This window comes from Exiguobacterium sp. s7, assembly GCF_018618195.1.
Classification (GTDB): domain Bacteria; phylum Bacillota; class Bacilli; order Exiguobacteriales; family Exiguobacteriaceae; genus Exiguobacterium; species Exiguobacterium mexicanum_A.
Genome location: NZ_JACSLO010000001.1, coordinates 169,210 through 194,024, shown reverse-complemented (window position 1 = coordinate 194,024; position 24,815 = coordinate 169,210). Strand labels below are relative to the sequence as shown.

The window sequence follows — 24,815 nt, the reverse complement described above, 5'->3', positions numbered from 1 at the left end:
TCCGGCAAGAAGAAGTTCGGATTTCCTACTTCATCGTACCATATTTTCCATGAATCTGATAACGTAGAGACAGAAAAAGAACAAAGGTGATGAGACTAGTGGCATATGATGGATTAATGACATATCGTGTTGTAACAGAATTACAAGCTCTTGTCGGAGGGCGAATCAATCGCGTGCACCAACCGTATTCCCTCGACTTGATGATTCAAGTCCGATCGAACCGCCAAAGCGTCCAATTGCTCGTTTCGGCGAACGCGATGTACGCGCGGCTCCAATTAACGGATAATCCGACCAAGAACCCGCAAGAACCCCCGATGTTTTGCATGATGCTCCGCAAACATATCGAAGGTGGCTTCATCACGGCGGTCGAACAAATCGGACGTGACCGTGTCATCGTCTTGTCGATTCGTTCACGAAACGAGCTCGGCGACGAAGAGAACAAGAAAGTGTATATCGAATTGATGGGACGGCACTCGAACGTCGTGTTGACGAACGAGGACGGCAAAATTTTGGACGCGATCAAGCACTTGCCACCGTCACAGAACACGTACCGGACGATCATGCCGGGCAGCGATTACTTATTGCCGCCGGCCCAAGACAAGTGCGACCCGTTGACAGAACGTGAGGCCGGCTTGAAGCGAATCGATTGGAACTCAGGAAAACTTGATAAACAACTTGTCGCCAGTTTCGCAGGTCTGAGCCCGCAGATTGCACAAGAAATCGTCCATCGGGCCAAACTCCCGAACCGGTCGAGCATCGAAGAGGCGTTCATCGGTGTGATGGCCGACCTCGAAGGACCGTTCGTTTTCCAACAGCTCGCTTCCGGAAAAGAACGTTTCAGTCCGATCGTGCTCACGTCAGGAGAGATTGCCGCCGAAGAACGCTATGAGACGAGCAAAGATGTCCTCGACCGCTTCTTCTATGAAAAAGCGAACCGGGACCGCGTCAAACAACAGGCGCATGATGTCGAACGTTTGCTCAAGTCCGAGCTCGAGAAGAACATCTTGAAGCGGAAGCGTCTGCTCGACGACTTGAAGGCGACGGAACGGTCCGATGAGCTCCAAAAATACGGTGAACTGTTGACGACGTACTTGTTCCAACTTGAGAAAGGCATGACCGTTGCTCACGTCGTCGACTACTACGACGAAGAAGGCGGTATGATCGACATTCCGCTCAATCCGCTCAAGACGCCAAACGAAAACGCACAAGCCTACTATAAGAAATACAACAAGTTGAAAGTCGCCAAAATCGAAGTGCAAAAGCAAATCGAATTGAACGACGCCGAGATTCACTATTTAGAGACGCTCGTCGCCCAACTCGATGTCGCCTCGCCGGCTGATATCGTCGAGATTCGGGAAGAGTTGGCCGAAGGCGGCTATATGAAACAACAAAGCCAAAAGAAAAAGCAGACGAAAAAAGTCACGCTCGAAGCGTATACGTCGTCGACGGGGACAGAGTTCTTCGTCGGGAAGAACAATACGCAAAACGATCATTTGACGTTCAAGTTCGCCCGCCGCGACGAGATTTGGCTCCACGTGAAAGATATTCCCGGTTCACACGTCATCATCCGTTCGAGCGAGCCCGACGAGACGACGCTGCTCGAAGCCGCGACAGTCGCCGCCTACTTCTCGAAGGCCCGTGACTCGAGCGGTGTTCCGGTCGATTACACGAAAGCACGCTACGTGAAAAAGCCGAGCGGCGCCAAACCTGGATTCGTCATCTATACGGACCAGCAGACGGTGTACGTCACGCCGGATGAGCGACTCGTCAAATCACTCCAGCAGTAAGTACAGGCCACGTCACATGACGTGGTCTTGTTTGTGACTTGCATAGAAATCGATGCTTACTATCGCCTTCGCCGGCACCCTCCGTTCCTGGGGCGATGCGGATGCCTCCGCAGTGCGTACCTCACTTTACGGGGTCATCCTTGCATCGCTCTCCCCTAGGAGTTCGGCTGCCGGCCCGGGCATCGGTTGGTCCTGCTTCTTTTTGGTTTTCCTCTAATACGTAAAGATGAAAGATTGCTTGTCCGCGGCGCCGGAGACTCCTACAGGATAGCAATCCGACGGAGACCCAGCAGCGACGCTAGTCGCGATGCGGCTCCGGGATTGCCTGTGGAAAGCGAAGGCGCCTAAAGGACGAGCTCTCAATCAATCATGAAGCAAGGCCCCGTCGCTAAAACGGGGCCTTGCTTCATTTCGGATTATGTTTGAACGCTTCGAGCTGTTCATGATAGTCGAGCAAGTGCCCGTGTAAGATTTCAGAAACAGATAAATCCTCGTGCGGCAACGTGAACAGCGAATACGGTTTGTCACACGTGTAGAGGATGTCGTGATGATGCGCAAGGAGATATAAAAACTCGGATTCGAACGCCCGGCGCTCTTCCTCACCCATCAATAATAGTGCCTCGCGGTGTTCGGCGAGACTCTCGAGCAGCAAGACGAGCTTGTCCTCAAGGTGAATCAATAGACGATACTGTTTGATCGTCAAATGCTTCAATGTCACGTTCGTCACTTTCATGTCTTCTTGGAGCATCATGTGCAGCTCCTGATGCCCGAGGATGCGGGCCCGCGTCTCGAGCAATTCTGATGGGGATCCGACAAGTTCACGCCAATGGTGAAACATGTAGGCCGATGTCTTTCGAATCTCACTGAGCAACCGATCTTCATAACGAGGCGGCAGGAACGCATAGTTCACTCCGAGTGAGACGAAAACACCGACGGCCGTCAAAAGCGAACGGGTCCACGCATAATGGAAGAAGTCGGTCGTCGGGTTCTCGAGCATGAGCACGATTGCGAACGCCGCGTACGTCGACATGTGCGTCTTATCGAACGTCGTGTTGAGCGTGAGCGCCACGATGACGGCGAGCCCGATCGAGATCGGGTTGACTCCGAACGCGTAGACGATCAAGAGACCGCACATGAGCCCGACAATCGTCCCGAAGATTCGACTGAAGACGATATTTGATGACCGTTTCACGGTCGGTTGCATCGCGACGACGGCCGCGATGGCCCCCATGCCTGAATAGATGCCAAACACGTACCACGACAAGGCGATTGTGATGGCGACGGCAATCCCCGTCTTTAATGTCCGGAGTCCGACTTTAGGGATGTAACGTTTGTTGATCATTTAAGTTCGACCTTTCCTGTCTCGGAAATGAGTTCGATATTCGGTCGGTTCGAGTTCGACAGATGATACACGCCGCCCCCGATTTCCTTGAACCGCTCGGATGCTGTCACGTTGCCGGACGTGGTGACGTTCACTTGTCCGGTCGCATTGCGCGGCTCGTAGGCGAGCGTCCCAGCCTCGGTCTGAACCGTCAAGCTTTGATTGACGACGATGTCACCCACGGTCGCATTCCGATAGGAGCGGATATTTCCCGTGACGACCCGGACGGTCTCTAGTGTCGCATCACTCCGCGTCTCGACACGAAGTCGATCACTTTCGAGTTTCTTTACATTGACTGCGTTCGCCTCCAAGATGATCGTCTTGGCGATCAATCCTTGTCCCGTCACTTGCTCGGCCTCGACATCGATTGACGTCATCGAGCTCGGCAAGGCGACGCGAATTTTATAGCGGGACGGCTCATCGCTCGCCCGGCTGCCGAATTGACTCAGCTGGCCATACCGCTCGACGACCGAGATTGTGTCGCCGACCGACTTGACTTTGATGCGACGCTCTTTCGAGTTCGTCTGCAACACGTCAATCTGAACCTTCTCATTCGTGCTCCGAACAAATTCGACGTTGCCATGCGCTGTCTCGAGCCGAAGCCTCTTCATCTGGTATCGGTCCTCGTACGTGTCCCCGAGTGCCAACACATGGCTGAATAAGAATAAATTCAAGAAAAAAATGAGGGGCAAGACGGTGAGGACGAGTCCGAACGCGATTTTACGATGTTTCGGGATCGCTTGAAAGCGAGCTTTCAAGGACTTTCCCTTCATTCTAGAATACGCCATACACATCTCCTTTATTAACTGCTTTCCCTATTCTAACACGTTCAGTATGCCATGTTACCAATTGAAAAAGAATCCGCCCGGAGGTGGATTCTTAGAAAGGTAGATTACGATGTGACACGAGCGCTCCAACCTGTCGGATCATTCCGCCAGTCACGTAAAGTAGCAGCCTCTTCTTTACTGATGATGCGCTTCTTGACGGCGACGTCGAGCACATCCAACAGTGTGATCAGCGCGTGCGCAGTGAAACCGGAGTCCAACAAATTGATGTGAAGACGGCTCAGACTGTAGGAAAAGATCGCTTGAATCTTGATCACTTCCCCGCCCGCTTTCTGGATCGCTTTGGCGGCCTCGATGCTCGATGAACCGGTCGACAACAAATCTTCAATCACGACGACACGAGCGCCAGGCTCGAACCGACCTTCGATTTGATTCCCTTTCCCATGTCCTTTCGCACTCGAACGGACGTAGACGAGCGGCAAGCCGAGCCGGTCGGCGACAAGCGTCGCATGAGGAATTCCCGCTGTCGCTGTCCCGGCGATGACATCGGCGTTGAGCGGACGGATCGCTTCGACGAGCGCATCGATGATGAGATTGCGGACATCAGGATAGCTGAGCGTCAAACGGTTGTCACAATAAATCGGACTCTTCATCCCGCTCGACCATGTATACGGGTTCTCGGGAGAAAGGGTCACGGCCTCGATCTGTAATAAAGCTTCAGCGATTTGTCTCATACGTTCGACTCCATTCCTGTAAGTAGTATTCATATGCGGCGTTCGGGTCTTCGGCCCGGGTGATCGGCCGGCCGACGACGATGGCCGACACGCCGGCCTCACGCGCCGCTTTAGGTGTGGCGGTCCGGACTTGATCGTCTACTGTCTCGTTCATCCGGATACCCGGCGTCACGGTCAAAAACGATGAGCCGAACGCTTGGTGAATCGCGCGGGCCTCATGCACGGACGCGACGACCCCGTCGAGTCCGGCCCGATCGGCCATGGCTGCCTGGCGAAGGACGGCCTGCTCCAGACCACCTTTGATGTTTAATTCTTCAGAAAGCATCCGTTCATCGGTCGACGTCAACTGGGTGACCCCAATCAATTTCGTCGTATCGGTCACATCACGTAAGCCGTCTAAGGCGTAGCGCATCATCGTCTCGCCGCCGAGTGTATGGACGTTCGTCAACTCGACGCCGAGGCGGCCGATTTGACGGAGCGTCCGCCGTGCCGTCTCCGGGATGTCGTGGACTTTGATGTCTAAAAAGACGGGGTATCCATTGTCGACGAGTTGTTCGACAAAACGCCCTCCTTCCCGATAGAACAGCTCCATCCCGACTTTGACGGCTGGTTTCTGATTGATCCGTTCCAATAGACGGAACGCGTCGGCGCCCGTCTCGACATCAAGCGCGAGATACAGTCTGTTCATAAGCTTTCCCCCTGATGTCTAAAATGTGATCGATGCCAAGTTCGTCAAGTCGTCCCGGCAACGCTTCGATGATTTCTTGACAGACGTACGGGTTCTCAAAATTGGCCGTTCCGACCGCGACCGCTGAGGCACCTGCGTAGATAAACTCTAATACGTCGTCCACCGTCCGCACGCCCCCCATCCCGATAATCGGGATATCGACGGCCTGAGCGACTTCATACACCATCCGAATGGCGACCGGTTTGACGGCAGGGCCGGACAAGCCCCCGATTCGATTGGCGAGAATCGGTTGCCCGGTCGTGACGTCGATGCGCATCCCGACGAGCGTATTGATCATCGTGATCCCGTCGGCACCGGCCGCTTCGACCGCTTTGGCCATCGCCGTGATCGACGTGACGTTCGGTGACAGTTTGACGTAAACCGGTTTCGTTGACGCCGCTTTGACAAGCCGGGTCAATTCGGCCGCCATCTCGGGATCGGTCCCGAACTGCATCCCGCCGCACTTCACGTTCGGACATGAAATGTTCAGCTCGAGCGCTTTAATGGTCGGGTCGGCACTCATCTGGCGGGCGACGTGAATATACTCTTCTGGCGTCGAGCCGGCCACGTTGGCGATGATCTCGGTATCAAATCCCGACAGGAACGGAAGCTTGTCTTCGATGATGGCGTCGACACCTGGGTTTTGAAGGCCGATGGCGTTCAGCATCCCTTGCGCCGTCTCAGCGACACGGGGCGTGCCGTTGCCGAATCGCGACTCGCCTGTCGCCGCCTTAATCATAATACCGCCTAATATCGATAAGTCATAGAGTTTGGCGAACTCTTCACCGAATCCGAAACAGCCTGACGCCGGCATGATCGGATTTTTCAACTGTAAGCCTGGCAAATCGACGTGTAATCTCATAGCGTCACCTCTTCCGCACGAAATACCGGTCCGTCACTGCACACTTTGACGTAACCGCCTGGCGCTTCGCACACGCAAGCGAAACAAGCTCCAATGCCACACCCCATCCGATTCTCGATCGAGATATATCGCTCTTCGATATGTGACGCGGCGACTGCCTTCAACATCGGTTCCGGTCCACAGCTGAACAACACATCGGCCTCGACCCGCGCGAGCGGGCCGGTCACAAATCCCATTTCCCCATGCGTTCCGTCGACCGTCGTGATGATCGTCTCCCCCAATTCACGGAACGCGTCTTCATAAAAAATGCTCGTTTTCGTATCAAACCCGAGAATCGCTACCGTCTCAATCCCGCGTGCGGCGAGCAGACGCCGCGTGTAGTAGAGCGGCGGCACCCCGATACCCCCACCGACGAGGACGACACGCTTGCCTGTTTGCTCGAGCGGGAAACCGTTGCCGAGCGGTCCGAGGACGTCCAAGACGTCTCCCGTCCGACGAGCGGCCAAATCTGCCGTCCCGCTGCCGATGACTTTATACAGGAACGTGACGACGTTGCCTTCGACGTTCGCGACCGAGAGCGGCCGGCGCAACAGCTCTGACGTCTTCACGTGAAAGAACGTGCCCGGCGCGACTTCTTGCGGTGCGATTTCGACTTTCATCTCCATCGTCGCTGTCGCGATCAATCGGTTCGATAAAATGGTCGCGAGTTGTCTCATACGGTCACCCCGAATGTCGTGAACGCCGGCAAACTCGTTGTTTGGAACGACAGGCTCTCGATGACTTGGAGCAGCGCCTTGACCGTATCGAGCGACGTCAGGCAGAGCACGCCTTGCTCGGCCGCGGCCCGACGGATGATGAACCCGTCTTTCGTCGCGAGGGCGTCACGCGTCGTCGTGTTCAAGACGATGTCGACTTCTCCTCGTTCGATGACGCTCAGCATCGTCTCACCAGACTCATTGATCTTCCCGACCGGATGGACCGGTAGGCCGTCTGCTGAGAGCGCCTGCGCCGTACCGGACGTGGCCATCAGGCGGAATCCGAGTCGATTGAAACGGCGGGCGATGTCGAGCGCCTCTTCCTTGTCTTGGTCGGCGACCGTCAATAGGACGTTCCCTTTCAAGGCGATCGTCATGCCGGCGGCGACGAGCCCTTTATACAGTGCTTTTTCGAGCGTACGGTCTGTCGCCATGACTTCACCGGTCGATTTCATTTCCGGCCCGAGCGACGGATCGACTTCTTTTAATTTCGCGAAACTGAACACCGGCACTTTGACCGAAATCGCGTCCGCTTCTGGATGCAGGCCGGTCCCTAACCCTAAATCTTTCAGACTCGTCCCGAGAATCGTCTGCGTGGCGATGCGCGCGATCGGCAGGCCCGTCACTTTCGAGATGAATGGGACGGTCCGGCTCGCCCGCGGATTGACCTCGATGACATATAAGTCGTCCGCGTAGACGAACTGGATATTGAGCAACCCTTTGATTCGGAACGCCTTGGCGAGTTTAATCGTGTAGTCGACGACTTTTTCTTTCAATGCCTCACTCAATCGTTGCGGCGGATACACGGCGATCGAGTCGCCCGAGTGGACCCCGGCCCGTTCGATATGTTCCATGATGCCCGGGATATAGACGTCGGTCCCGTCACAGATGGCATCGACTTCAATCTCGATGCCCGTCAAGTAGCGGTCGATGAGGACGGGACGGTCTTTCGAGGCGACGACGGCGTGGCGCATATACCGTTCGAGCTCCGAGCGCTCATAGACGATTTCCATCGCCCGGCCTCCGAGCACGTATGACGGACGGACGAGTACCGGATAACCGAGCATGTCGGCGCAAGCGACGGCCTCTTCGACCGTGACCGCCGTCTTGCCCGGCGGTTGGGCGAGTCGTTCGGCCGAGAGCGTCGCTTCGAACGCTTTCCGGTCTTCGGCGCGGTCGATATCTTCAAGCGACGTCCCTAAAATTTGGACCCCTTCCGCTTCGAGCGAGGCCGCCAAGTTGATCGCCGTCTGGCCGCCGAACTGGACGATGACGCCGAGCGGCTGTTCGTTGCGGATGACCTCGAGCACGTCTTCGGTCGTGAGCGGTTCGAAGTAGAGCCGGTCCGAGATCGAGAAGTCGGTCGACACCGTCTCCGGGTTATTGTTGATGATGATTGCTTCGTAGCCTGCGTCACGGATCGTCTGAATCGAGTGGACGGTCGCGTAGTCGAATTCGACACCTTGCCCGATCCGGATCGGTCCCGAACCGAGGACGAGAATCGATGGTTTGGCCGTCTTCACGGCCTCGTTCTCGACTTCGTACGTCCCGTAAAAATATGGTGTCTCCGAAGCGAACTCGGCCGCACACGTGTCTACCATCTTATACACCGGGCGGATGCCCCAGTCGTTCCGAAGCGATGTCACCGTCTCCACAGTCTCATTCGTGATTCGGGCGATCATCTTATCGCTGAAGCCGAGACGTTTCGTCTCGATGAGGCGTTCTTTCGAAAGCGGCTCATGCTGAAGCGTCTCTTCTTGTTGCCAAATCCGAGCGAGTTTCGATAAGAAGAAACGATCGATTTTTGTCAGCTCATGCAACTGTTCCGTCGAGTAGCCGCGGCGGAGCGCCTCATAGAGCATCCAAAGCCGCTCATCCGTCGGTGTCGTCAGCTCGCGGTCGAGCTCCGCGGTGCTTAGTTGCGCGAGACGTGGCACGGCCAAGTCTTCTGTCCCGAGTTCGAGCGAACGGACGGCCTTCAAGAGTGCTTCTTCCAAATTACGGCCGATCGCCATCACTTCCCCGGTCGCTTTCATCTGCGTGCCGAGGCGACGATCAGCCGTCTCGAACTTATCGAAGGCGAAGCGCGGGATTTTGGCGACGACATAGTCGAGCGCCGGTTCGAACGAGGCGTAACTCGTCTCCGTCACCGGGTTCTTCAGTTCTGACAACTTGTATCCGACCGCCACTTTCGCAGCCAGCTTGGCGATCGGGTACCCCGTCGCTTTCGAGGCGAGCGCCGAACTGCGCGAGACACGCGGATTGACCTCGATGACGTAATACGTGAAGCTATCCGGGTCGAGGGCGAATTGGATGTTGCATCCGCCTTCGATGCCGAGGGCGCGGATGATGTCGAGTGAGACGCTGCGAAGCATCTGGTAGTCGCGGTCAGACAGTGTCTGTGTCGGTGCGAAGACGATCGAGTCGCCCGTATGGACCCCGACCGGATCAAAGTTTTCCATCGCACAGACGATGATCGCCTGGTCGCTCGAGTCGCGCATCACTTCATACTCGACTTCTTTCATGCCAGCGATCGATTTCTCAAGCAACACTTGTGTCACCGGGCTCGCTTTCAGCCCCGATTCGACGAACTGCTCAAATTCATTCCGGTCATGGGCGATCCCGCCACCGGTTCCTCCGAGTGTGTACGCCGGACGGATGATGATCGGGTAGCCGATTCGTTCCGCAAAGCCCCAAGCCGACTCGAGTGACTGCACGATCTCGCTTTCCGGGACCCCGTGCCCGAGTTTATACATGAGGTCGCGGAACTGTTCCCGGTCCTCAGCCTGTTCGATGGCCGATAATTTCGTCCCGAGCAATTCGACGCCGCAATCTTCAAGCACGCCGCGGCGGTCGAGTTCCATCGCCAAGTTGAGGCCGGTCTGGCCGCCGAGTGTGGCGAGGAGCGCGTCCGGACGTTCTTGACGTATGATCCGCTCGACGAACTCCGGTTCGAGCGGTTCGATGTAGACGCGGTCCGCCGTCGTCGGGTCGGTCATGATCGTGGCCGGGTTCGAGTTGACGAGGATGACCTCGTATCCTTCTTCTTTCAAGGCAAGACACGCCTGGGTACCAGCATAGTCAAATTCTGCCGCCTGTCCGATGACGATCGGGCCGGATCCGATTACAAGGATTTTCTGAATATCTGGTCGTTTTGGCATGTCACATTCCTACTTTCTGTTTGTTTTCTTGGACGATTTGCATGAAGCGGTCAAATAAGTCGTTGGCGTCATATGGACCCGGTGCCGCTTCCGGATGGTATTGGACCGAGAACGTCGGATGATGCAAGTGCTTCACCCCTTCGACCGTGCCATCGTTGACGGCGCGATGCGTGACGATGAGTCCGGTCGTCGCGAGTGATGCCTCATCGACCGCGTAGCCGTGGTTTTGGGATGTGATTGTCACCGCGCCGGTCTCAAGTTCGAGCACCGGATGGTTGGCGCCGCGATGGCCGAACGGGAGTTTGAACGTATTGGCCCCGCTCGCGAGTGCGATCAACTGATGGCCGAGACAAATTCCGAAAATCGGCAACACCGGCATGAGGCGCTCGATGAGCGGCAACGCCGTCGGGACGTCTTTCGGGTCCCCCGGTCCGTTCGACAGCATGACGCCGTCCGGTTCATAGCGCATCACTTCGTCGGCCGTCACGTCGTGCGGCAAGACGACGACTTCACAGTCGCGCTTCACGAGTTCACGCATGATGCCGAGTTTCGCACCGAAGTCGATGAGGGCGATACGCGGCCCGCGGCCCGTGCTGACATACGCCCGCTTTGTCGAGACGCGCTCGACTTGATCGGTCGGAAGAAGGACGTCAAAGCGATCCTGGACCGATGCCCACGTCGATTCCCCATCGACCATGACACCGCGCATGACGCCACGTGAGCGGAGATGACGCGTCAACATCCGCGTGTCGACCCCTGCTAGACCTGGGATATTGAAGCGGAGAAGCGTATCGCTGAGCGTTGCGGTCGAGCGGAAGTTCGAAGGCAAATCGCACACTTCTTTCACGATGAGTCCTTTCGCCATCGGTACGGTCGTCTCAAAATCTTCCCGGTTGACGCCGTAATTGCCGATCAACGGGTTCGTCAGCACGATGAGCTGGTCGCAGTACGATGGGTCCGACAACATCTCCTGATACCCGGTCATCCCGGTCTGAAAGACGACTTCCCCGATCGTCTCGACATCTGCGCCGAATGCTGTTCCTACAAATGAAGTGCCGTCCTCAAGCCATAATGTTCGTTTCATCGAATCTCCCCTTATATACGATTTTCCCAGCCGCGATCGTCATCACCGGCCAGCCTACCAGTTTCATCCCCGCGAACGGTGTGTTTTTTCCTTTCGAGCGGAATGTCGTCGGATCGACCACTTGCTCCGTCTCCGTATCAATGAGGGCAAAGTCTGCCGCCCGTCCGACTTCAATCACACCGTACGGTAACCCGAACACGTCGCTCGGACGTTTCGTCATCCAGTCGATGAGCGCCGCTTCTTCCATCTGACCCGTCTTGACGAACGTCGTGTACAAGAGCGGGAACGCTGTCTCGAATCCGGTGATGCCGAACGGGGCCCGTTCCATGCCGGCTGCTTTTTCTTCGGCCGTGTGCGGGGCGTGGTCCGTCGCGATCAAATCGATCGTCCCGTCGAACAAGCCTTCAAGGAGCGCCTCACGGTCGTCACGGCTCCGGAGCGGCGGATTCATTTTAAAGTTCGGGTCGAGGCCCGGGATATCGTCTTCACAGAGGACGAGGTGATGCGGTGTCACTTCGGCCGTCACCCGGATGCCGGCTCGTTTGGCGTCGCGGATGACACGTACCGACTGTCGTGACGAGACGTGGCAGACGTGATAGTGACAGCCCGTCTCTTCGGCGATTAAGACGTCACGGGCGATATGGATGCTTTCGGCGAGGCTCGGGATGCCTTGGATGCCGTATTCTTCACTGAATCGGCCTTCATGGACCGAACCGGCCTTGAGCGTATTGTCCTCGCAGTGGGCGACGACCGCCTTATCGAGACGTTTCGCTTCCCGCATCGCCTCACGCATCATCGCCGCCGATTGGACGCCGACGCCGTCATCGGTGAACGCGAACGCATCTGCGAGCGAAGCCATGTCGACTTGTTCGGTGCCGAGCTGTCGTTTCGTGATGGCAGCGTATGGAAGGACGCGTACGCTTGCGTCTTGCTCGATTTTAGCCAGGAGCTGGTCCATCGTCGCCCGGTCGTCCGGGACGGGACGTGTGTTCGGCATGGCGCAGATTGTGGTGAACCCGCCGGCCGCAGCCGCCTCGGTCCCCGTTTTGATCGTCTCTTTCTTCTCCCCGCCCGGCTCGCGCAAATGAACGTGGACATCGACGAGCCCCGGAATGAGGAGCTTCCCTGTCGCATCGATCACTTCATGTCCTTCGGTCGTGCCGTCATAGTCAATCGAGCGGATTTCGCCGTCCTCGATCAATAGATTCGTCGTCCGTTTCGTGTTCCCGTCATACCAAGTTGCGTGTTGAAGTATCATAATTGTCCCCCTAATGCTCGATTTAAAATGGCCATCCGGGCGTAAACGCCGTTCGTCATCTGTGGAAAGATCCTCGACTTCGGATGTTCAATCAAACTGCCGGCGATCTCGACGTCACGGTTGACCGGTGCCGGATGCATGATGATCGCTCGTCCTTTCATTCGGTCGACGCGTTCGGGCGTCAACCCGTAGCGCGCATGATAATCTTCCTTCGAGAAGATGTCGCCCATGATGTGGCGTTCGTGCTGAACGCGGAGCAGCATGACGACGTCACAGTCCGCTAACACATCGTCGAGGTCCCGATGCTCGAGCCCCATCGACTCGTCCCACCAAGAGGCGGGGCTGCAGCCGACGACGTTCGCCCCCAGGCGTTTCAATACGCTTGCGTTCGAACGTGCGACGCGGCTATGGACGAGGTCGCCGCAGATGGCGATGTTCAACCCTTCGAACGTCTTGAACTCTTCAAAGATCGTGACGAGGTCTAACAGTGACTGCGAGGGGTGCTCCCCGCTCCCGTCACCGCCGTTCAACACCGGGATGTTCAACTTTTCAACGAGTTCATGGTAATAGCCCGACTCCGGATGGCGGATGACGAGGGCATCGACCCCGATTGCCTCGAGCGTCTTGCACGTGTCGTACAGCGTCTCGCCTTTCGTCACCGATGACGTCGCCACGTCGAACGGAATTTCTTGTACTTTCAAGTGCCGTTCGGCCATTTGAAACGAATTTTTCGTTCGCGTCGAGTTTTCAAAGAACAAGTTCGCGACCGTCTTGCCGTCGAACAAGGGTGGCATGTCCCCTTGTTTGTAGCGTAGCGACTCCTCGATCAATCCCATGATCTCGTCGAGCGAGAGCGTATCCAGACTGACAAAATGCTTCGGTTGTTGTTTGATGATGTTCATGTTCGTCTCCTCCTTTTGTGTGAAGGCAAAGAGAAAAGGCGTCTCTTCACCTACGTGAAGGGACGCCTTCATTTGGGTAGACTACACCCAAATAAACGAGCCTTCACTTTGCCGACCTCACGGGATCGAATTAAAAGTTACTTGCTTGTCGTGTATCTTCAGTTGTTTCGGCAGCAGCTTCGTCGACCGCTTCTTCTTTTGGCAAGAAGGCGTTCAAGAGGATCCCGACGACTGTGGCGAGTGCCATCCCTTGAACCGGGAAGCTTCCGAGTTGGACCATGGCCCCACCAAGTCCGATGACGAGGATGACCGAGGCGATGATGAGATTGCGTTTCTCAGCGAGGTCGACGTTGCTTTCGACCATCGTGCGCAGACCGTTCGAAGCGATGACTCCGAACAAGAGGATCGAGATGCCGCCTTTGACCGGGTTCGGGATCGTCGAGATGAACGCTTCGACGTGACCAAGGAAACCAAAGCTGATAGCCATGAGCGCTGCTCCGGCGATGACGTAGACACTGTACACTTTCGTGATGGCCATGACCCCGTTGTTCTCACCGTAAGTCGTACATGGTGGACCACCGAGCGCCGAGGCGACCGCTTTCCCGACCCCGTCGCCGAGGAGTGTCCGATGGAGACCTGGATCTTTCATCGTTTCGCGTCCGATGATTTTTGACGTGACCATTTGGTCGCCGATATGTTCCGTCATCGTGACGAGCGCGACCGGGACGATGGCGAGCAGTGCTCCGACTTGCCACATCGGCATGTAGTCGACGAACACCATCGTGAAGTCAGGCAGTTGGAACAAGCTCGCTTGACCGAGCGCCGAGTAGTCGATGATGCCGAACAGGGCGGCGATGATGTAACCACCGATGATACCGAACAAGATCGGTACGGCGCCCCATACTCCTTTGAGCGTTGTCATAGCGAACATCGTGATGCCGAGCGTGAGAAGCGCGACGGTGATGAACGTTCCATTGTAGGCACCGTCTTTGTTCATCGACATGTCGATGGCGACCGGCGCGAGCGATAAGCCGATGACCATGATGACCGGACCGACGACGACTGGCGGCAAGAGGCGCAACAACCAGTTCACACCTGTCTTATAGATGATGAGCGAGACGACACCGTAAACCGATCCGGCGATGATGCCACCGAACAAGGCGGCTTCGACACCCCATTGCTGGCTGACGGCGATGATCGGGGCGATGTAGGCGAAACTTGACCCGAGATAGGTCGGGACTTTGAAGCGGGTAATCGCTAGGAATGAGAGCGTGGCCACACCGGAAGCGACGAGGGCGACGGACGTGCTTAGGCCCGTCAAAATCGGGACTAAAATCGTCGCTCCGAACATGGCGAAGACGTGCTGCAGGCTGAAGAGCAGCCATTGCGGTAAGTGAGCGGGACGCTCGTGGATGTTGAGGATGGGTTTCATATGTGGTTCTCCTTCCTGGCCTCTCTGGACCACCTTAAAGGTTTTGGATTATTGCTGTTTGATAAACACTTCGTCGGTCGTGTCGACTTCACTGAGTCGGACGACGACTTGTTCTGACTTCGAGGTCGGGACGTTCTTGCCGACGAAGTCTGGGCGAATCGGTAGCTCGCGGTGTCCCCGGTCAATCAAGACAGCGAGCTGGATGTAATCCGGGCGACCGTGGTCGACGAGTGCGTCCATGGCGGCTCGCACCGTCCGGCCCGTGTAGAGGACATCGTCAATCAAGACGACCGTCTTGCCGTTGATGTCGTGTGGCAGTTCAGTCGCTTTCACTTCCGGGTCGAGTGACTTCTTAGACAGGTCATCCCGGTACAGCGTGATATCTAAGTTACCGAGCGCGATCGGTTTGCCTTCGATTTCTTCGATGCGGCGGGCGAGTCGGTCGGCGAGCGTCTCGCCTCGGGTTTTAATCCCGACGAGCACGACGTTGTCCGTTCCTTTGTTGCGCTCGATGATCTCGTGAGCGATTCGGGTAAGTGCACGGCGGATGGCCGCTTCATCCAATATGGTAGAACGTTTCAAACGTTTCCCCCCTCTCTCAAATTATACAAAAAGAAGACTTCCTCATCCGGCTGGAAAAGGAAGTCTTCATATGTGAGGGCAGACCTCTGCCTCAAATAATCGACGTGTCGTGGCCGCAGCCACAATCCTTTCACAGCCTCTCTGGACTGGGTTTAAAGGTGTTATGCTTCCTAGACTATAAATCGGAATCGGTTGAAAGTCAACGCGTTTTCTCGATTTTGTCCAATTTTGCAAGTTCCGCTTCGAAGTCGGCCGGGAGCGGCGCCTCGAATTCGAGCCATTCGTCCGTGCGTGGATGGAAGAAACCGAGCGTCGCCGCATGGAGCGCTTGTCCGTTCAATTGAATCGTGCGGCGCGGACCATATTTCGGGTCACCAGCGAGCGGATGGCCGATATAACGCATATGAACACGGATTTGGTGCGTCCGTCCCGTCTCGAGCTTACACTCGACGAGTGTGAAGTCTTTATACCGCTCGAGCAGACGGAAGTGCGTGATCGCTTCTTTCGCGTTCTTGTCCGTCACTGTCATCCGCTGACGGTCGTTCGTGTCACGCCCGATTGGCGCCTCAATCGTCCCGAGCTCATGGGCAACTTCACCGTGGACGAGAGCGATATATTCACGCTTGATTTTACGATCCTTCAACTGGCTCGCGAGCGATTCGTGGGCCACATCGTTTTTCGCGACCATGAGGAGACCAGTCGTGTCTTTATCGATGCGGTGGACGATGCCTGGTCGTTTGACACCGTTAATGCCTGACAAATCGTCGCAGTGATAGAGGAGTGCATTGACGAGCGTGCCTGACGTATGACCGGCCGCCGGATGGACGACCATGCCGCGTGCCTTGTTGACGACGATGACATCCTCGTCCTCATAAACGACGTCGAGCTTGATATTCTCTGGCAACACTTCGAGTTCGACGGCCTCCGGGACCGTCACGACGATTTCGTCGCCTTCTTGCAGTTTATAGTTCGGCTTGACGACCTGGCCGTTGACGAGGAGGTCCCCCGCCTTGATCCAGTCTTGGATTTGCGAACGTGACCAGTCACTTTGTTCGCTCATCCATTTGTCGATACGTGCCTTTTCTTCGGCGACAAATGTGTAAGTTTCCATTACGATTGTCCCCTTTCTTTGTTTAATTTTTCTTCGAACAAGACGCCGATGATCATGAAGATGACCCCGAACGTGAGCGCCATATCGGCGACGTTAAAGATTGGGAAGTTGTAGCCGAACGGATACGTGTCGACGAAATCGACGACTTCACCACGGAATAGACGGTCGATGAAGTTCCCAATCGCACCGGCGAGCAATAACCCGACGCTATAACCGAGCAGATCGAATCCGTTCACTTCTTTATGCAAGAAATAAATCAAGCCGACGACGACGACCGCGGTGACGATGAAGAAGAACACCATCTGCCCTTCGAGCATGCCCCAGGCCGCGCCTTTATTGCGGTAAGACGTCAAATAGAGCAATTCAGGGATGAGCTCGATTGACTGCCCGATCGTCATCGTTTGGACGACAATCCATTTCGTTACTTGGTCGAGCAAGATGAGGAAAAGTGCTAATCCGTAATAACGTTTCATCAGATTCTCCTTTCAAGTCATAAGAAACCGGAGTGGACGATCGCCACTCCGGTCCGGCTTATGCGATGACTTCAGTACAACGCGGGCAAAGCTCTGGATGTTCAGCATTTTGACCGAGTTCGGTCGAGTATGTCCAGCAACGGGCACAAGCGGCACCGTCAGCCTTCATGACGCTGATTTCGGCCGTCGCATAATCGACATCGGCCGATTCGACGTAATCGAGTTGCGACACTTGAAGCAACTGACGAACGTTATCGATCGTCTCGAGCAACTGTTTCGTCTCACCTTTTGGCGCGACTTGTAGTTTCGCTTCGAGCGGTTTACCGATCAACTTCTCGCCACGGGCGATCTCGATCGCTTTCAAGACGTCGTCACGGAACGTGAGGAACTTCGACCATTTAGCAAGCAATGCCGTCTCATCTTCTGTGAGCGGTGCCACTGCCTCAAGGTCTGTCAAGAAGACGCTATCAGCTGTCTTCGCCGGCACTTCTTGCCACACTTCGTCCGCTGTGTGCGGGAGGATTGGTGCGAGCAATTTTGTGAGCGTGACGACCGTGTCATACATGACCGTTTGAACGGCACGACGACGTGCGTCGTCTTCACGTTCGATATATAGAATATCTTTCGTGAAGTCGAGATAGAACGACGACAATTCGTTGACACAGAAGTTATGGCTCAAGTGATAGACAGCCATGAAATCGAACGTGTCGTACGCTTTGACGACTTTCGTCTGAAGTTGCTTGAGTTTTGTCGCCATGAAGCGGTCCGCTTCCGGCATGTCTTCGAATGCGACACGCATCGATGGGTCGAACCCGTTCAAGTTACCGAGCAAGAAGCGCAACGTGTTGCGGATCTTCCGGTAGACTTCCGACACTTGTTTGAAGTTGTCGTGCGATGCGCGGACATCCGACTGATAGTCGACCGACGATACCCAAAGACGGACGATTTCCGCTCCGTATTGTTTGACGAGATCGTTCGGTGCGATCGTGTTGCCGAGTGACTTCGACATCTTGCGGCCGTCGCCGTCGAGGACGAAGCCGTGGCTGAGCACGTTGCGATACGGCGCTTTACCCGTCGTCGCGACTGCCGTCGAGAGTGACGAGTTGAACCAGCCGCGGTATTGGTCCGAGCCTTCAAGGTACAAGTCGGCCGGACGGCGCAAGTTATCGCGCTGTTCGAGTACGCCCGCATGAGACGAACCTGAGTCAAACCAGACGTCCATGATGTCGAGTTCTTTCCGGAACTCGCCGTTCGGGCTGTTCGGGTGTGTGAAGCCTTCTGGCAACAAGTCTTTCGCTTCACGCTCATACCAGACGTTCGAGCCGTGCTCATGGAACAAGTTGGCGATGTGGTCGATTGTCTCGTTCGTGATGATCTCCGTGCCATCTTCGGCGTAGAAGATCGGAATCGGGACGCCCCATGCCCGTTGACGGCTGATGACCCAGTCCCCACGGTCACGGACCATGTTGTAAAGGCGCGTCATGCCCCACTCCGGTACCCAGTTCACTTCTTCGATTTCACGAAGCATGTCGGCACGGAAATCTTTGATTGACGCGAACCATTGCGGTGTGGCGCGGAAGATGACCGGTTTTTTCGTACGCCAGTCGTGCGGGTACGAGTGCTTGATGAATTTCAAGTTGAGGAGGTAGCCGTTCTCTTCAAGCTTCATGCCGATTTGTTTGTTCGCGTCTTCATAGAACAAACCTTCGAAACCTGGTGCCTCCTCTGTCATATAACCACGGTCGTCGACCGGGCAGAGGACGTCGAGTCCGTAAGCTTGTCCGACACGGTAATCGTCTTCCCCGTGACCTGGTGCCGTATGGACGAGACCTGTCGCGTCAGCCGTGACGTGATCGCCGATCATGACGAGCGATGTCCGGTCATAAAGCGGGTGCTGAGCCGTCATGTGTTCGAACTCGCGCCCGTTCCATGAACCGCTCACCGTGTAATCCGTCCAGCCGAGGGCCGTCGTCACGTCTTCGACGAGCGTTTCGGCAACGATGTACCCTTTGCCGTCGTGCTCGATGCGCGTGTACGTCAACTCGTCGCTGACCGCGATCCCAAGGTTGGCCGGGATCGTCCATGGTGTCGTCGTCCAGATGACGAAGTGGTCCGTTGTCGCTAAGACGTCTTTGCCGTCGACGACTTGGAACGCCACGTAGATCGCCGGTGACTTCTTGTCATAGTATTCGATTTCTGCCTCGGCGAGGGCCGATTCAGAAGACGGTGACCAGTAGACCGGTTTCTTCCCTTTATAGATGTAACCCTTCTCGGCCATCGTCCCGAACAAGCGGATTTGAGCCGCCTCATATTCCGGCAATAGCGTGATATACGGGTTGTCAAAGTCAGCCATCAGTCCGAGACGCTTGAACTGCTCGCGTTGCGAGTTCACTTGTTCCATCGCGTACGCCGCACACTTCTCGCGGAATTCGGCGACGGTCATCTCTTTACGATTGACGCCTGCTTTTTGAAGCGCGTTCTCGATTGGGAGACCGTGTGTGTCCCAGCCCGGGATCATCGGTGACTGGTAGCCGTTCAATGATTTGAAGCGGACGATGATGTCTTTCAATACTTTGTTGAGCGCATGACCCATATGGATGTCGCCGTTCGCATACGGAGGTCCGTCGTGCAGGATGTATTGTGGCTTTCCGGCATTTTTTTCTTGGACGCGGTTATATAGGTCCATCTGTTCCCAAGCCTCGTGCATGGCTGGCTCGCGTTTTGGCAGATTTCCGCGCATCGCGAATTCTGTTTCAGGCATCAATAGTGTGTCTTTGTAGTTCATTGAAACTCCTCCTGCATCTTTTTTTGACAACAAAAAAACCCGCCCCTAATAGGGACGAGTTGGTCGACTCGCGGTACCACCCTACTAATCTCAGGAAAAGCCCCGAGACCGCTCTTGGTAACCGATAACGAGGTCAGGCGGTCGCGCTTACTAACTTCAGCCCGACACTCATAGGGGATACCGATAAAGTCTTTCTCTTAGGCTTGCACCTTCCCTAAGTCGCTTCGTAGGTATGACTTTATCGACGTGTCCTAATCGACGTATTGTGTATTATCCGTGATGTTTGGTTGGTATGACTTCGTCGTCATTATACGCAAGTTCGGTCGTATCGTCAAGAACCGTCTGGACCGGCGGCTCCCCGACAATCGTGTCCCATTCCGTGCTGTTCAACAGCTCCATCTGAGCATCGACGAGGACGCGGAAGCGGGTCCGGTACAACTCGACTTTTTTGAGCATTTGAATGACTTCGCGCTCAGCGAGCTGTTCTTTACGTGACGCTTCTTCCTCACGGGCGAGCGCCTCGCGTTCAGCCTGCTTCAAAATGAGACTCGCTTCTTTCGCCGCGTTCGTCTTCACTTCTTCAGCTGCCTCTTGGGCGACGATAATCGATTTGTTCAACGTGTCTTCCATCGAGGAGAAGTAGTCGATACGGGCTTGCATATCGTTGACGAGTTCTTCGTACCTTCTATTCTCACGAATCAATAGCTCAAACTCTTTGATGATTTGATCTAGAAATTCATTGACCTCATCGATATCGTACCCGCGAAAACGAGTCGAGAACTCTTTATTATGAATATCAATCGGTGTCAACGCCATTCGACTTTCCTCCTAAGTTCAACGTATGATGCCATACTGGATTTTTATTTTCTCACGTTTCGTCGAGCCGAGAATCGCCGTCAATTTGACACGGCCATACCCTCGGATCGAGACCAAATCGTCTGGTTCAAGGATGAAGCTCGCATCGTCAATCGGTTTATGATTCACTTTGCAGTCTCCATGTTTGACGAGCGCCTGCGCTTTTTGCCTTGATAATCCGAGCACTTCGCTGACGACCGTGTCAAACCGGAGTGATGAGACGATTCCGAACTCGTCGCTCCATTTGACTTCGGGCACGACGAGCACGGACTCGGGCGGCACCTCTGAGATGCGAATCCGGGCCTTGCCGACCCGGTCGACGTTCATCTCGATGAACCCAACCGCCTCACGCGTCGTCGCGAATTGGGCGACGCCGTCGTCGAGGACGACATCTCCGAATTTTTGACGCTTCAACCCAGCGTTCAAGAGCGTACCCGTCACTTGACGATGCGTCAATTCGACAAATTTGGTTGGATAGTCGATTTGACGAATCGCGATATCAAAATCGTTCGGGTCGAGCTCGTAATAGTCCGGAGCGAGGATGAGTCGACGCCGTTCCGCGCCTTCAAATCCGCCGTCCTCATAAATCGCGAGCTGCTTCCCGACGAGTTGCCGGACGATTTGTTGCTCGCGTGGATCTAAAAAGTCCGTCACTTTAAACACATAGTTGTCCTCGACTTGTTGAACCCAATCGAGCACTTGCTCGACAAACGGGCGCTCATTCGGACGATAATGATCGAAGACGCTCATTTAAATACCGAAAATCGCTCGCACTCCAAATTGTGCCATCCGTAGCACAAATAAAGCGACGATTGGGGAGATATCGAGCATCCCGCCGATTGGTGGGATGATTCGACGAAACGGGTTTAAAAACGGCTCGCATAGATACGATAAAATTTGACCAAATTTAGATTCGCGCGCATTTGGGAACCACGATAATAAAATATAGGCAATCAAGACCCAACTATAATACCCAAGTAATGTAACGATCGTGTTGCCTAACGCAGGTATAGCATTTTCCATTCAGTTACCACCCTTTACTGTTGAGTTCGTCCTCCGAAATCAAATTCGAGATCGATCCCGTCAACTCGATGTTGTTTGGAGTACATAGAATCGTGTTATGTCCAATCGACGTCATCGTCCCTTCTAACGCATAGACGACACCTGACAAGAAGTTGACGACTTGACGAGACTGCTCTTTCGACATCCGTTGGAGGTTGACGATGACGGCCCGGTTTTCTTTCAATTGGTCGCTGATGTCTTGGGCTTCGGCGAATACACGCGGTTCGGCCAAGACGACTTTTGAACGTTCTTTCTTCTTCGTGTTCAACGCGACGATATTGTTCGATGTTTTCGGACGGTCCTCAGTTTTGACGATTGCCTCCGTCATCGGTTGTGTCTTCGTTTCGGCGACAGCATACTCGTCTCCTTCGAACTGGTTGTTCGGATCTTCCTCGAGTCCAAAGAAGTCCTTCATTTTGTTTTTGATTGACATAACGGATTCCTCCTTAAAATATATTATTGCACAAGTACGGTTCCAATACGAACAAACGATGCGCCTTCTTCGATCGCCAACGTGTAGTCGTTCGACATCCCCATTGACAGTTCGGTACACGGTGCATGCGGATAGGCAAGACCTGCGACGTCATCGCGCAATTGTCTCAAGTTTCGGAACGTCTCCCGAATCACCGTCTCGTCCTCTGTGAACGGTGCCATCGTCATCAATCCGATGATCCGCACGTGAGGATACTGTTTACAGTTCTCGATGAACGGGATGACTTCCTCTTTTTCGAGACCATGTTTTGATGCTTCGCCCGATATGTTCACTTGCACGAAACAATCGATCACGCCTTGGGCGCGCTTATCGATCTCTTCGGCGAGCGAGAGACGGTCGAGCGAATGGATCGCTGCCACATGGTCGATAATTTGTCTCACTTTACGTGTCTGCAGGCTGCCGATGAAATGAAACTTGGCATCAGGCGGCAACTGCTCGACTTTTTCAAGTAATCCTTCGGGACGATTTTCGCCGAAGTCGCGGATGCCTTCCGCATAGAGGGCGTTCGCCACGTCGGGACCGACCGATTTCGTGACCGCGATGAGCGTCACCGCTTGATCGGTCCGATGCGCGTCGATCGTCTGTCTGACTTGATTCACATTATTCGCTATACTCACGATTTCTTCTCCTTGACGAGGACGGCCGCAAATCGACGTTTGGCATCTCCGTTCCGATACGAGAAAAAGCTTCGATCGGCTACGGTCGACAAGTTCGATTGGGTCACCTCGATATTTCGTTCAGCGGCGAGCGTCTCGTTCACTCGTTGCAGGGATAGATGGGCATGGCCTGCCTGTTCGTCCGAGACTGATGCTTCATAAGCGGCCGGCGAGACAGCTTCGACCGCATCAAGGACACGGCGGTCGACCTCGTAATGGTCGGCCGTGATGGCTGGTCCGACAAACATATCAATATCTTGTTCCGGTACGCCCAATGTTGCAAATGCATCGGTCATCGAGGCCACGATGTTACCGACTGTCCCTTTCCAGCCTGCGTGTGCGACACCAATGACGCCATGGTCTTTGGCGCAAAAGAACAGCGGGACACAATCAGCGAACACGAGGGCGAGCGGTAACGAGTCAACCGTCGTGACGAGACCGTCCGTCGCCGGAATCGTCTCATCGTAACGGTACGCTCCTCTGCCGCGGTCAGCGTCTCCGACGACTTCGACGTTTGTTTGATGCACTTGGTCGGCCCATACCGAATCAGCGAGGTCGAGACCGGCCGCTTCGAAAAATTGCTTCCGATTGGCGACGACCTGGTCTGCGTCATCTCCGACGTGGAGTCCGACGTTGCCTTCGTTATGCCCATCGGTCCGGGTCGTGACGTAGGCGCGGTAGCGATAAGTCTCGGTTTCCCATGTATGTAACAGTCGCATATGATTCTCCTTTTTAGAAAAAGGGGATGCCGAGAACCGGCACCCCCCTGTTGTTTAGTTACGGCGTTGTCTTACGAACGCTGGGATGTTGATCGTCTCGTCTGGGACGTCCCCGCCATAGACCGGTCTATGGAAGTTCCCTTCATCTTGTGGCGCAGCTTCTTGCGTTTTCGGTTGAGCCTCACGGTTCACTTCAGCTTCCGGTTTTTTCTTCGGTTGCTGGAGGAACGGGTTCGTCCCTTGCGCTTCTTCTGCGAATTCAGTTGCGATCACGGTTACGATGATCTCGTCGTTCAAGTTTTCGTTGATGACCGAACCGAAAATCAAGTTCACTTCTTCATCAGCGGCACTTTGTACGATTTGAGCAGCTTCCGTGACTTCGAACAAGCTGAGGCTAAGTCCGCCTGTGATGTTCATCAAGACACCTTTCGCGCCTTCGATTGAAGACTCGAGAAGTGGAGATGAGATGGCTTTCTTCGCTGCCTCGACGGCACGGTTCTCGCCTGTCGCGACACCGACACCCATGAGGGCCGAGCCTTTTTCTGTCATGATCGTCTTCACGTCAGCGAAGTCGAGGTTGATGAGTCCAGGGATGGCGATCAAGTCTGTGATCCCTTGGACACCTTGACGAAGGACATTATCCGCTTCACGGAACGCTTCGATCATCGGCGTATTGCGCTCGACGATTTCAAGCAACTTATCGTTCGGAATAACGATGAGTGTATCCACTTTTTCTTTGAACGCTTGAATCCCGTGTTGGGCGTGTTGCATCCGTTTGCGTCCTTCGAACATGAACGGTTTCGTGACAACACCGACCGTGAGCGCTCCGATTTCTTTCGAAATCTCAGCGATGACAGGTGCAGCCCCAGTCCCGGTTCCTCCGCCCATACCTGCTGTGACGAAGACCATGTCGGCGCCATCAAGCGCTTCAATCAACTGTTCACGGCTCTCTTCTGCCGCTTTTTTCCCGATATCAGGATTTGCGCCGGCACCGAGACCACGCGTCAATTTCGCGCCAAGTTGAAGCTTCACGTCTGCTTTTGACATGTTGAGTGCTTGCGCGTCTGTGTTGACGGCGATGAACTCGACACCTTGCACTCCGTGCTCGATCATGCGGTTGACGGCGTTTGAACCGCCACCACCGACTCCAATTACTTTAATTTTTGCTACGGCGTCAATCGCCTCATCAAAGTACATCATTTCAGGTATCC

Annotated in this window: 23 protein-coding genes; 1 reads left to right on the top strand and 22 read right to left on the bottom strand. The window is 54.9% G+C overall.

Going from position 1 to position 24,815, the window contains the following annotated elements; genetic code table 11:
• Positions 1-98: 98 nt before the first annotated feature.
• Positions 99-1,787 (top strand): Rqc2 family fibronectin-binding protein, encoded by a 1,689-nt coding sequence (locus tag KNP79_RS00990; RefSeq protein WP_215191178.1) that lies wholly within the window; start codon positions 99-101, stop codon positions 1,785-1,787.
• A 406-nt stretch (positions 1,788-2,193) separates the two neighbouring features.
• Here the strand turns inward: KNP79_RS00990 and KNP79_RS00985 are convergent, their stop codons facing one another.
• The 22 genes from KNP79_RS00985 to ftsZ all read right to left on the bottom strand — a co-directional run bounded on the left by KNP79_RS00985 (position 2,194) and on the right by ftsZ (position 24,804).
• Positions 2,194-3,129: an FUSC family protein gene (locus tag KNP79_RS00985; RefSeq protein WP_034777117.1), complete on the bottom strand. Its 936-nt coding sequence runs from the start codon at positions 3,127-3,129 to the stop codon at positions 2,194-2,196.
• Positions 3,126-3,926 carry a hypothetical protein gene (locus KNP79_RS00980; protein ID WP_251132838.1) on the bottom strand — a complete coding sequence of 267 codons (801 nt, stop codon included), beginning with the start codon at positions 3,924-3,926 and terminating at the stop codon, positions 3,126-3,128. The genes KNP79_RS00985 and KNP79_RS00980 overlap by 4 nt, the downstream gene beginning before the upstream one ends.
• A gap of 134 nt (positions 3,927-4,060) precedes the next feature.
• A complete protein-coding gene (gene pyrE, locus KNP79_RS00975) occupies positions 4,061-4,687 on the bottom strand; it encodes an orotate phosphoribosyltransferase (RefSeq protein ID WP_034777114.1) in 627 nt (208 codons plus the stop codon).
• Positions 4,671-5,375 (bottom strand): orotidine-5'-phosphate decarboxylase, encoded by a 705-nt coding sequence (gene pyrF, locus KNP79_RS00970; RefSeq protein ID WP_215190884.1) that lies wholly within the window; start codon positions 5,373-5,375, stop codon positions 4,671-4,673. Before pyrF ends, pyrE begins: the two co-directional genes overlap by 17 nt.
• Positions 5,350-6,276 carry a dihydroorotate dehydrogenase gene (locus KNP79_RS00965; RefSeq protein WP_034777110.1) on the bottom strand — a complete coding sequence of 309 codons (927 nt, stop codon included), beginning with the start codon at positions 6,274-6,276 and terminating at the stop codon, positions 5,350-5,352. The genes pyrF and KNP79_RS00965 overlap by 26 nt, the downstream gene beginning before the upstream one ends.
• Positions 6,273-6,992 carry a dihydroorotate dehydrogenase electron transfer subunit gene (locus KNP79_RS00960; RefSeq protein WP_215190883.1) on the bottom strand — a complete coding sequence of 240 codons (720 nt, stop codon included), beginning with the start codon at positions 6,990-6,992 and terminating at the stop codon, positions 6,273-6,275. The genes KNP79_RS00965 and KNP79_RS00960 overlap by 4 nt, the downstream gene beginning before the upstream one ends.
• Positions 6,989-10,192 (bottom strand): carbamoyl-phosphate synthase large subunit, encoded by a 3,204-nt coding sequence (gene carB, locus KNP79_RS00955; protein ID WP_215190882.1) that lies wholly within the window; start codon positions 10,190-10,192, stop codon positions 6,989-6,991. Before carB ends, KNP79_RS00960 begins: the two co-directional genes overlap by 4 nt.
• Position 10,193: 1 nt before the next feature.
• Positions 10,194-11,276 carry a carbamoyl phosphate synthase small subunit gene (locus KNP79_RS00950; RefSeq protein WP_214752668.1) on the bottom strand — a complete coding sequence of 361 codons (1,083 nt, stop codon included), beginning with the start codon at positions 11,274-11,276 and terminating at the stop codon, positions 10,194-10,196.
• Positions 11,254-12,534: a dihydroorotase gene (locus tag KNP79_RS00945; protein WP_215190881.1), complete on the bottom strand. Its 1,281-nt coding sequence runs from the start codon at positions 12,532-12,534 to the stop codon at positions 11,254-11,256. Before KNP79_RS00945 ends, KNP79_RS00950 begins: the two co-directional genes overlap by 23 nt.
• Complete coding sequence (locus tag KNP79_RS00940) at positions 12,531-13,436, bottom strand: aspartate carbamoyltransferase catalytic subunit (protein WP_034777100.1); 906 nt, start codon at positions 13,434-13,436, stop codon at positions 12,531-12,533. Before KNP79_RS00940 ends, KNP79_RS00945 begins: the two co-directional genes overlap by 4 nt.
• Before the next feature lie 130 nt (positions 13,437-13,566).
• Positions 13,567-14,868, bottom strand: a complete 1,302-nt coding sequence (locus KNP79_RS00935) for a uracil-xanthine permease family protein (protein WP_214752666.1) — start codon at positions 14,866-14,868, stop codon at positions 13,567-13,569.
• 48 nt (positions 14,869-14,916) lie between these two features.
• A complete protein-coding gene (gene pyrR, locus KNP79_RS00930; protein ID WP_034777096.1) occupies positions 14,917-15,450 on the bottom strand; it encodes a bifunctional pyr operon transcriptional regulator/uracil phosphoribosyltransferase PyrR in 534 nt (177 codons plus the stop codon).
• A 199-nt stretch (positions 15,451-15,649) separates the two neighbouring features.
• Positions 15,650-16,561, bottom strand: coding sequence for an RluA family pseudouridine synthase (locus KNP79_RS00925; RefSeq protein ID WP_034777094.1), 912 nt, complete (start codon positions 16,559-16,561; stop codon positions 15,650-15,652).
• Complete coding sequence (lspA, locus tag KNP79_RS00920) at positions 16,561-17,034, bottom strand: signal peptidase II (protein ID WP_034777092.1); 474 nt, start codon at positions 17,032-17,034, stop codon at positions 16,561-16,563. The genes KNP79_RS00925 and lspA overlap by 1 nt, the downstream gene beginning before the upstream one ends.
• A gap of 58 nt (positions 17,035-17,092) precedes the next feature.
• Positions 17,093-19,819 (bottom strand): isoleucine--tRNA ligase, encoded by a 2,727-nt coding sequence (gene ileS / locus KNP79_RS00915; RefSeq protein WP_034777090.1) that lies wholly within the window; start codon positions 19,817-19,819, stop codon positions 17,093-17,095.
• A 270-nt stretch (positions 19,820-20,089) separates the two neighbouring features.
• On the bottom strand, positions 20,090-20,635 hold the full coding sequence (locus KNP79_RS00910; RefSeq protein WP_021067053.1) for a DivIVA domain-containing protein: 546 nt from the start codon (positions 20,633-20,635) through the stop codon (positions 20,090-20,092).
• An 18-nt stretch (positions 20,636-20,653) separates the two neighbouring features.
• Positions 20,654-21,424, bottom strand: a complete 771-nt coding sequence (locus KNP79_RS00905) for a YlmH family RNA-binding protein (protein ID WP_034777088.1) — start codon at positions 21,422-21,424, stop codon at positions 20,654-20,656.
• A complete protein-coding gene (locus tag KNP79_RS00900; RefSeq protein WP_021067051.1) occupies positions 21,425-21,697 on the bottom strand; it encodes a YggT family protein in 273 nt (90 codons plus the stop codon).
• A 4-nt stretch (positions 21,698-21,701) separates the two neighbouring features.
• Positions 21,702-22,169: a cell division protein SepF gene (locus tag KNP79_RS00895; protein ID WP_029595732.1), complete on the bottom strand. Its 468-nt coding sequence runs from the start codon at positions 22,167-22,169 to the stop codon at positions 21,702-21,704.
• A gap of 23 nt (positions 22,170-22,192) precedes the next feature.
• Positions 22,193-22,846 (bottom strand): YggS family pyridoxal phosphate-dependent enzyme, encoded by a 654-nt coding sequence (locus KNP79_RS00890; protein ID WP_214763863.1) that lies wholly within the window; start codon positions 22,844-22,846, stop codon positions 22,193-22,195.
• Complete coding sequence (pgeF, locus tag KNP79_RS00885; protein WP_215190880.1) at positions 22,843-23,604, bottom strand: peptidoglycan editing factor PgeF; 762 nt, start codon at positions 23,602-23,604, stop codon at positions 22,843-22,845. Before pgeF ends, KNP79_RS00890 begins: the two co-directional genes overlap by 4 nt.
• Positions 23,605-23,658: 54 nt before the next feature.
• Positions 23,659-24,804 (bottom strand): cell division protein FtsZ, encoded by a 1,146-nt coding sequence (ftsZ, locus tag KNP79_RS00880; RefSeq protein WP_034777081.1) that lies wholly within the window; start codon positions 24,802-24,804, stop codon positions 23,659-23,661.
• Positions 24,805-24,815 lie beyond the last annotated feature (11 nt).

Coding starts and splice junctions, on each gene's coding strand:
- KNP79_RS00925 (WP_034777094.1), bottom strand. CDS start 16,561: ATGGAAACTTACACATTTGTCGCCGAAGAAAAGGCACGTATCGACAAA.
- KNP79_RS00950 (WP_214752668.1), bottom strand. CDS start 11,276: ATGAAACGAACATTATGGCTTGAGGACGGCACTTCATTTGTAGGAACA.
- KNP79_RS00910 (WP_021067053.1), bottom strand. CDS start 20,635: ATGGCGTTGACACCGATTGATATTCATAATAAAGAGTTCTCGACTCGT.
- KNP79_RS00935 (WP_214752666.1), bottom strand. CDS start 14,868: ATGAAACCCATCCTCAACATCCACGAGCGTCCCGCTCACTTACCGCAA.
- KNP79_RS00940 (WP_034777100.1), bottom strand. CDS start 13,436: ATGAACATCATCAAACAACAACCGAAGCATTTTGTCAGTCTGGATACG.
- KNP79_RS00985 (WP_034777117.1), bottom strand. CDS start 3,129: ATGATCAACAAACGTTACATCCCTAAAGTCGGACTCCGGACATTAAAG.
- KNP79_RS00960 (WP_215190883.1), bottom strand. CDS start 6,992: ATGAGACAACTCGCGACCATTTTATCGAACCGATTGATCGCGACAGCG.
- KNP79_RS00965 (WP_034777110.1), bottom strand. CDS start 6,276: ATGAGATTACACGTCGATTTGCCAGGCTTACAGTTGAAAAATCCGATC.
- lspA (WP_034777092.1), bottom strand. CDS start 17,034: ATGAAACGTTATTACGGATTAGCACTTTTCCTCATCTTGCTCGACCAA.
- pyrE (WP_034777114.1), bottom strand. CDS start 4,687: ATGAGACAAATCGCTGAAGCTTTATTACAGATCGAGGCCGTGACCCTT.
- KNP79_RS00900 (WP_021067051.1), bottom strand. CDS start 21,697: ATGGAAAATGCTATACCTGCGTTAGGCAACACGATCGTTACATTACTT.
- KNP79_RS00895 (WP_029595732.1), bottom strand. CDS start 22,169: ATGTCAATCAAAAACAAAATGAAGGACTTCTTTGGACTCGAGGAAGAT.
- ftsZ (WP_034777081.1), bottom strand. CDS start 24,804: ATGATGTACTTTGATGAGGCGATTGACGCCGTAGCAAAAATTAAAGTA.
- KNP79_RS00945 (WP_215190881.1), bottom strand. CDS start 12,534: ATGATACTTCAACACGCAACTTGGTATGACGGGAACACGAAACGGACG.
- pgeF (WP_215190880.1), bottom strand. CDS start 23,604: ATGCGACTGTTACATACATGGGAAACCGAGACTTATCGCTACCGCGCC.
- ileS (WP_034777090.1), bottom strand. CDS start 19,819: ATGAACTACAAAGACACACTATTGATGCCTGAAACAGAATTCGCGATG.
- pyrF (WP_215190884.1), bottom strand. CDS start 5,375: ATGAACAGACTGTATCTCGCGCTTGATGTCGAGACGGGCGCCGACGCG.
- carB (WP_215190882.1), bottom strand. CDS start 10,192: ATGCCAAAACGACCAGATATTCAGAAAATCCTTGTAATCGGATCCGGC.
- KNP79_RS00905 (WP_034777088.1), bottom strand. CDS start 21,424: ATGAGCGTCTTCGATCATTATCGTCCGAATGAGCGCCCGTTTGTCGAG.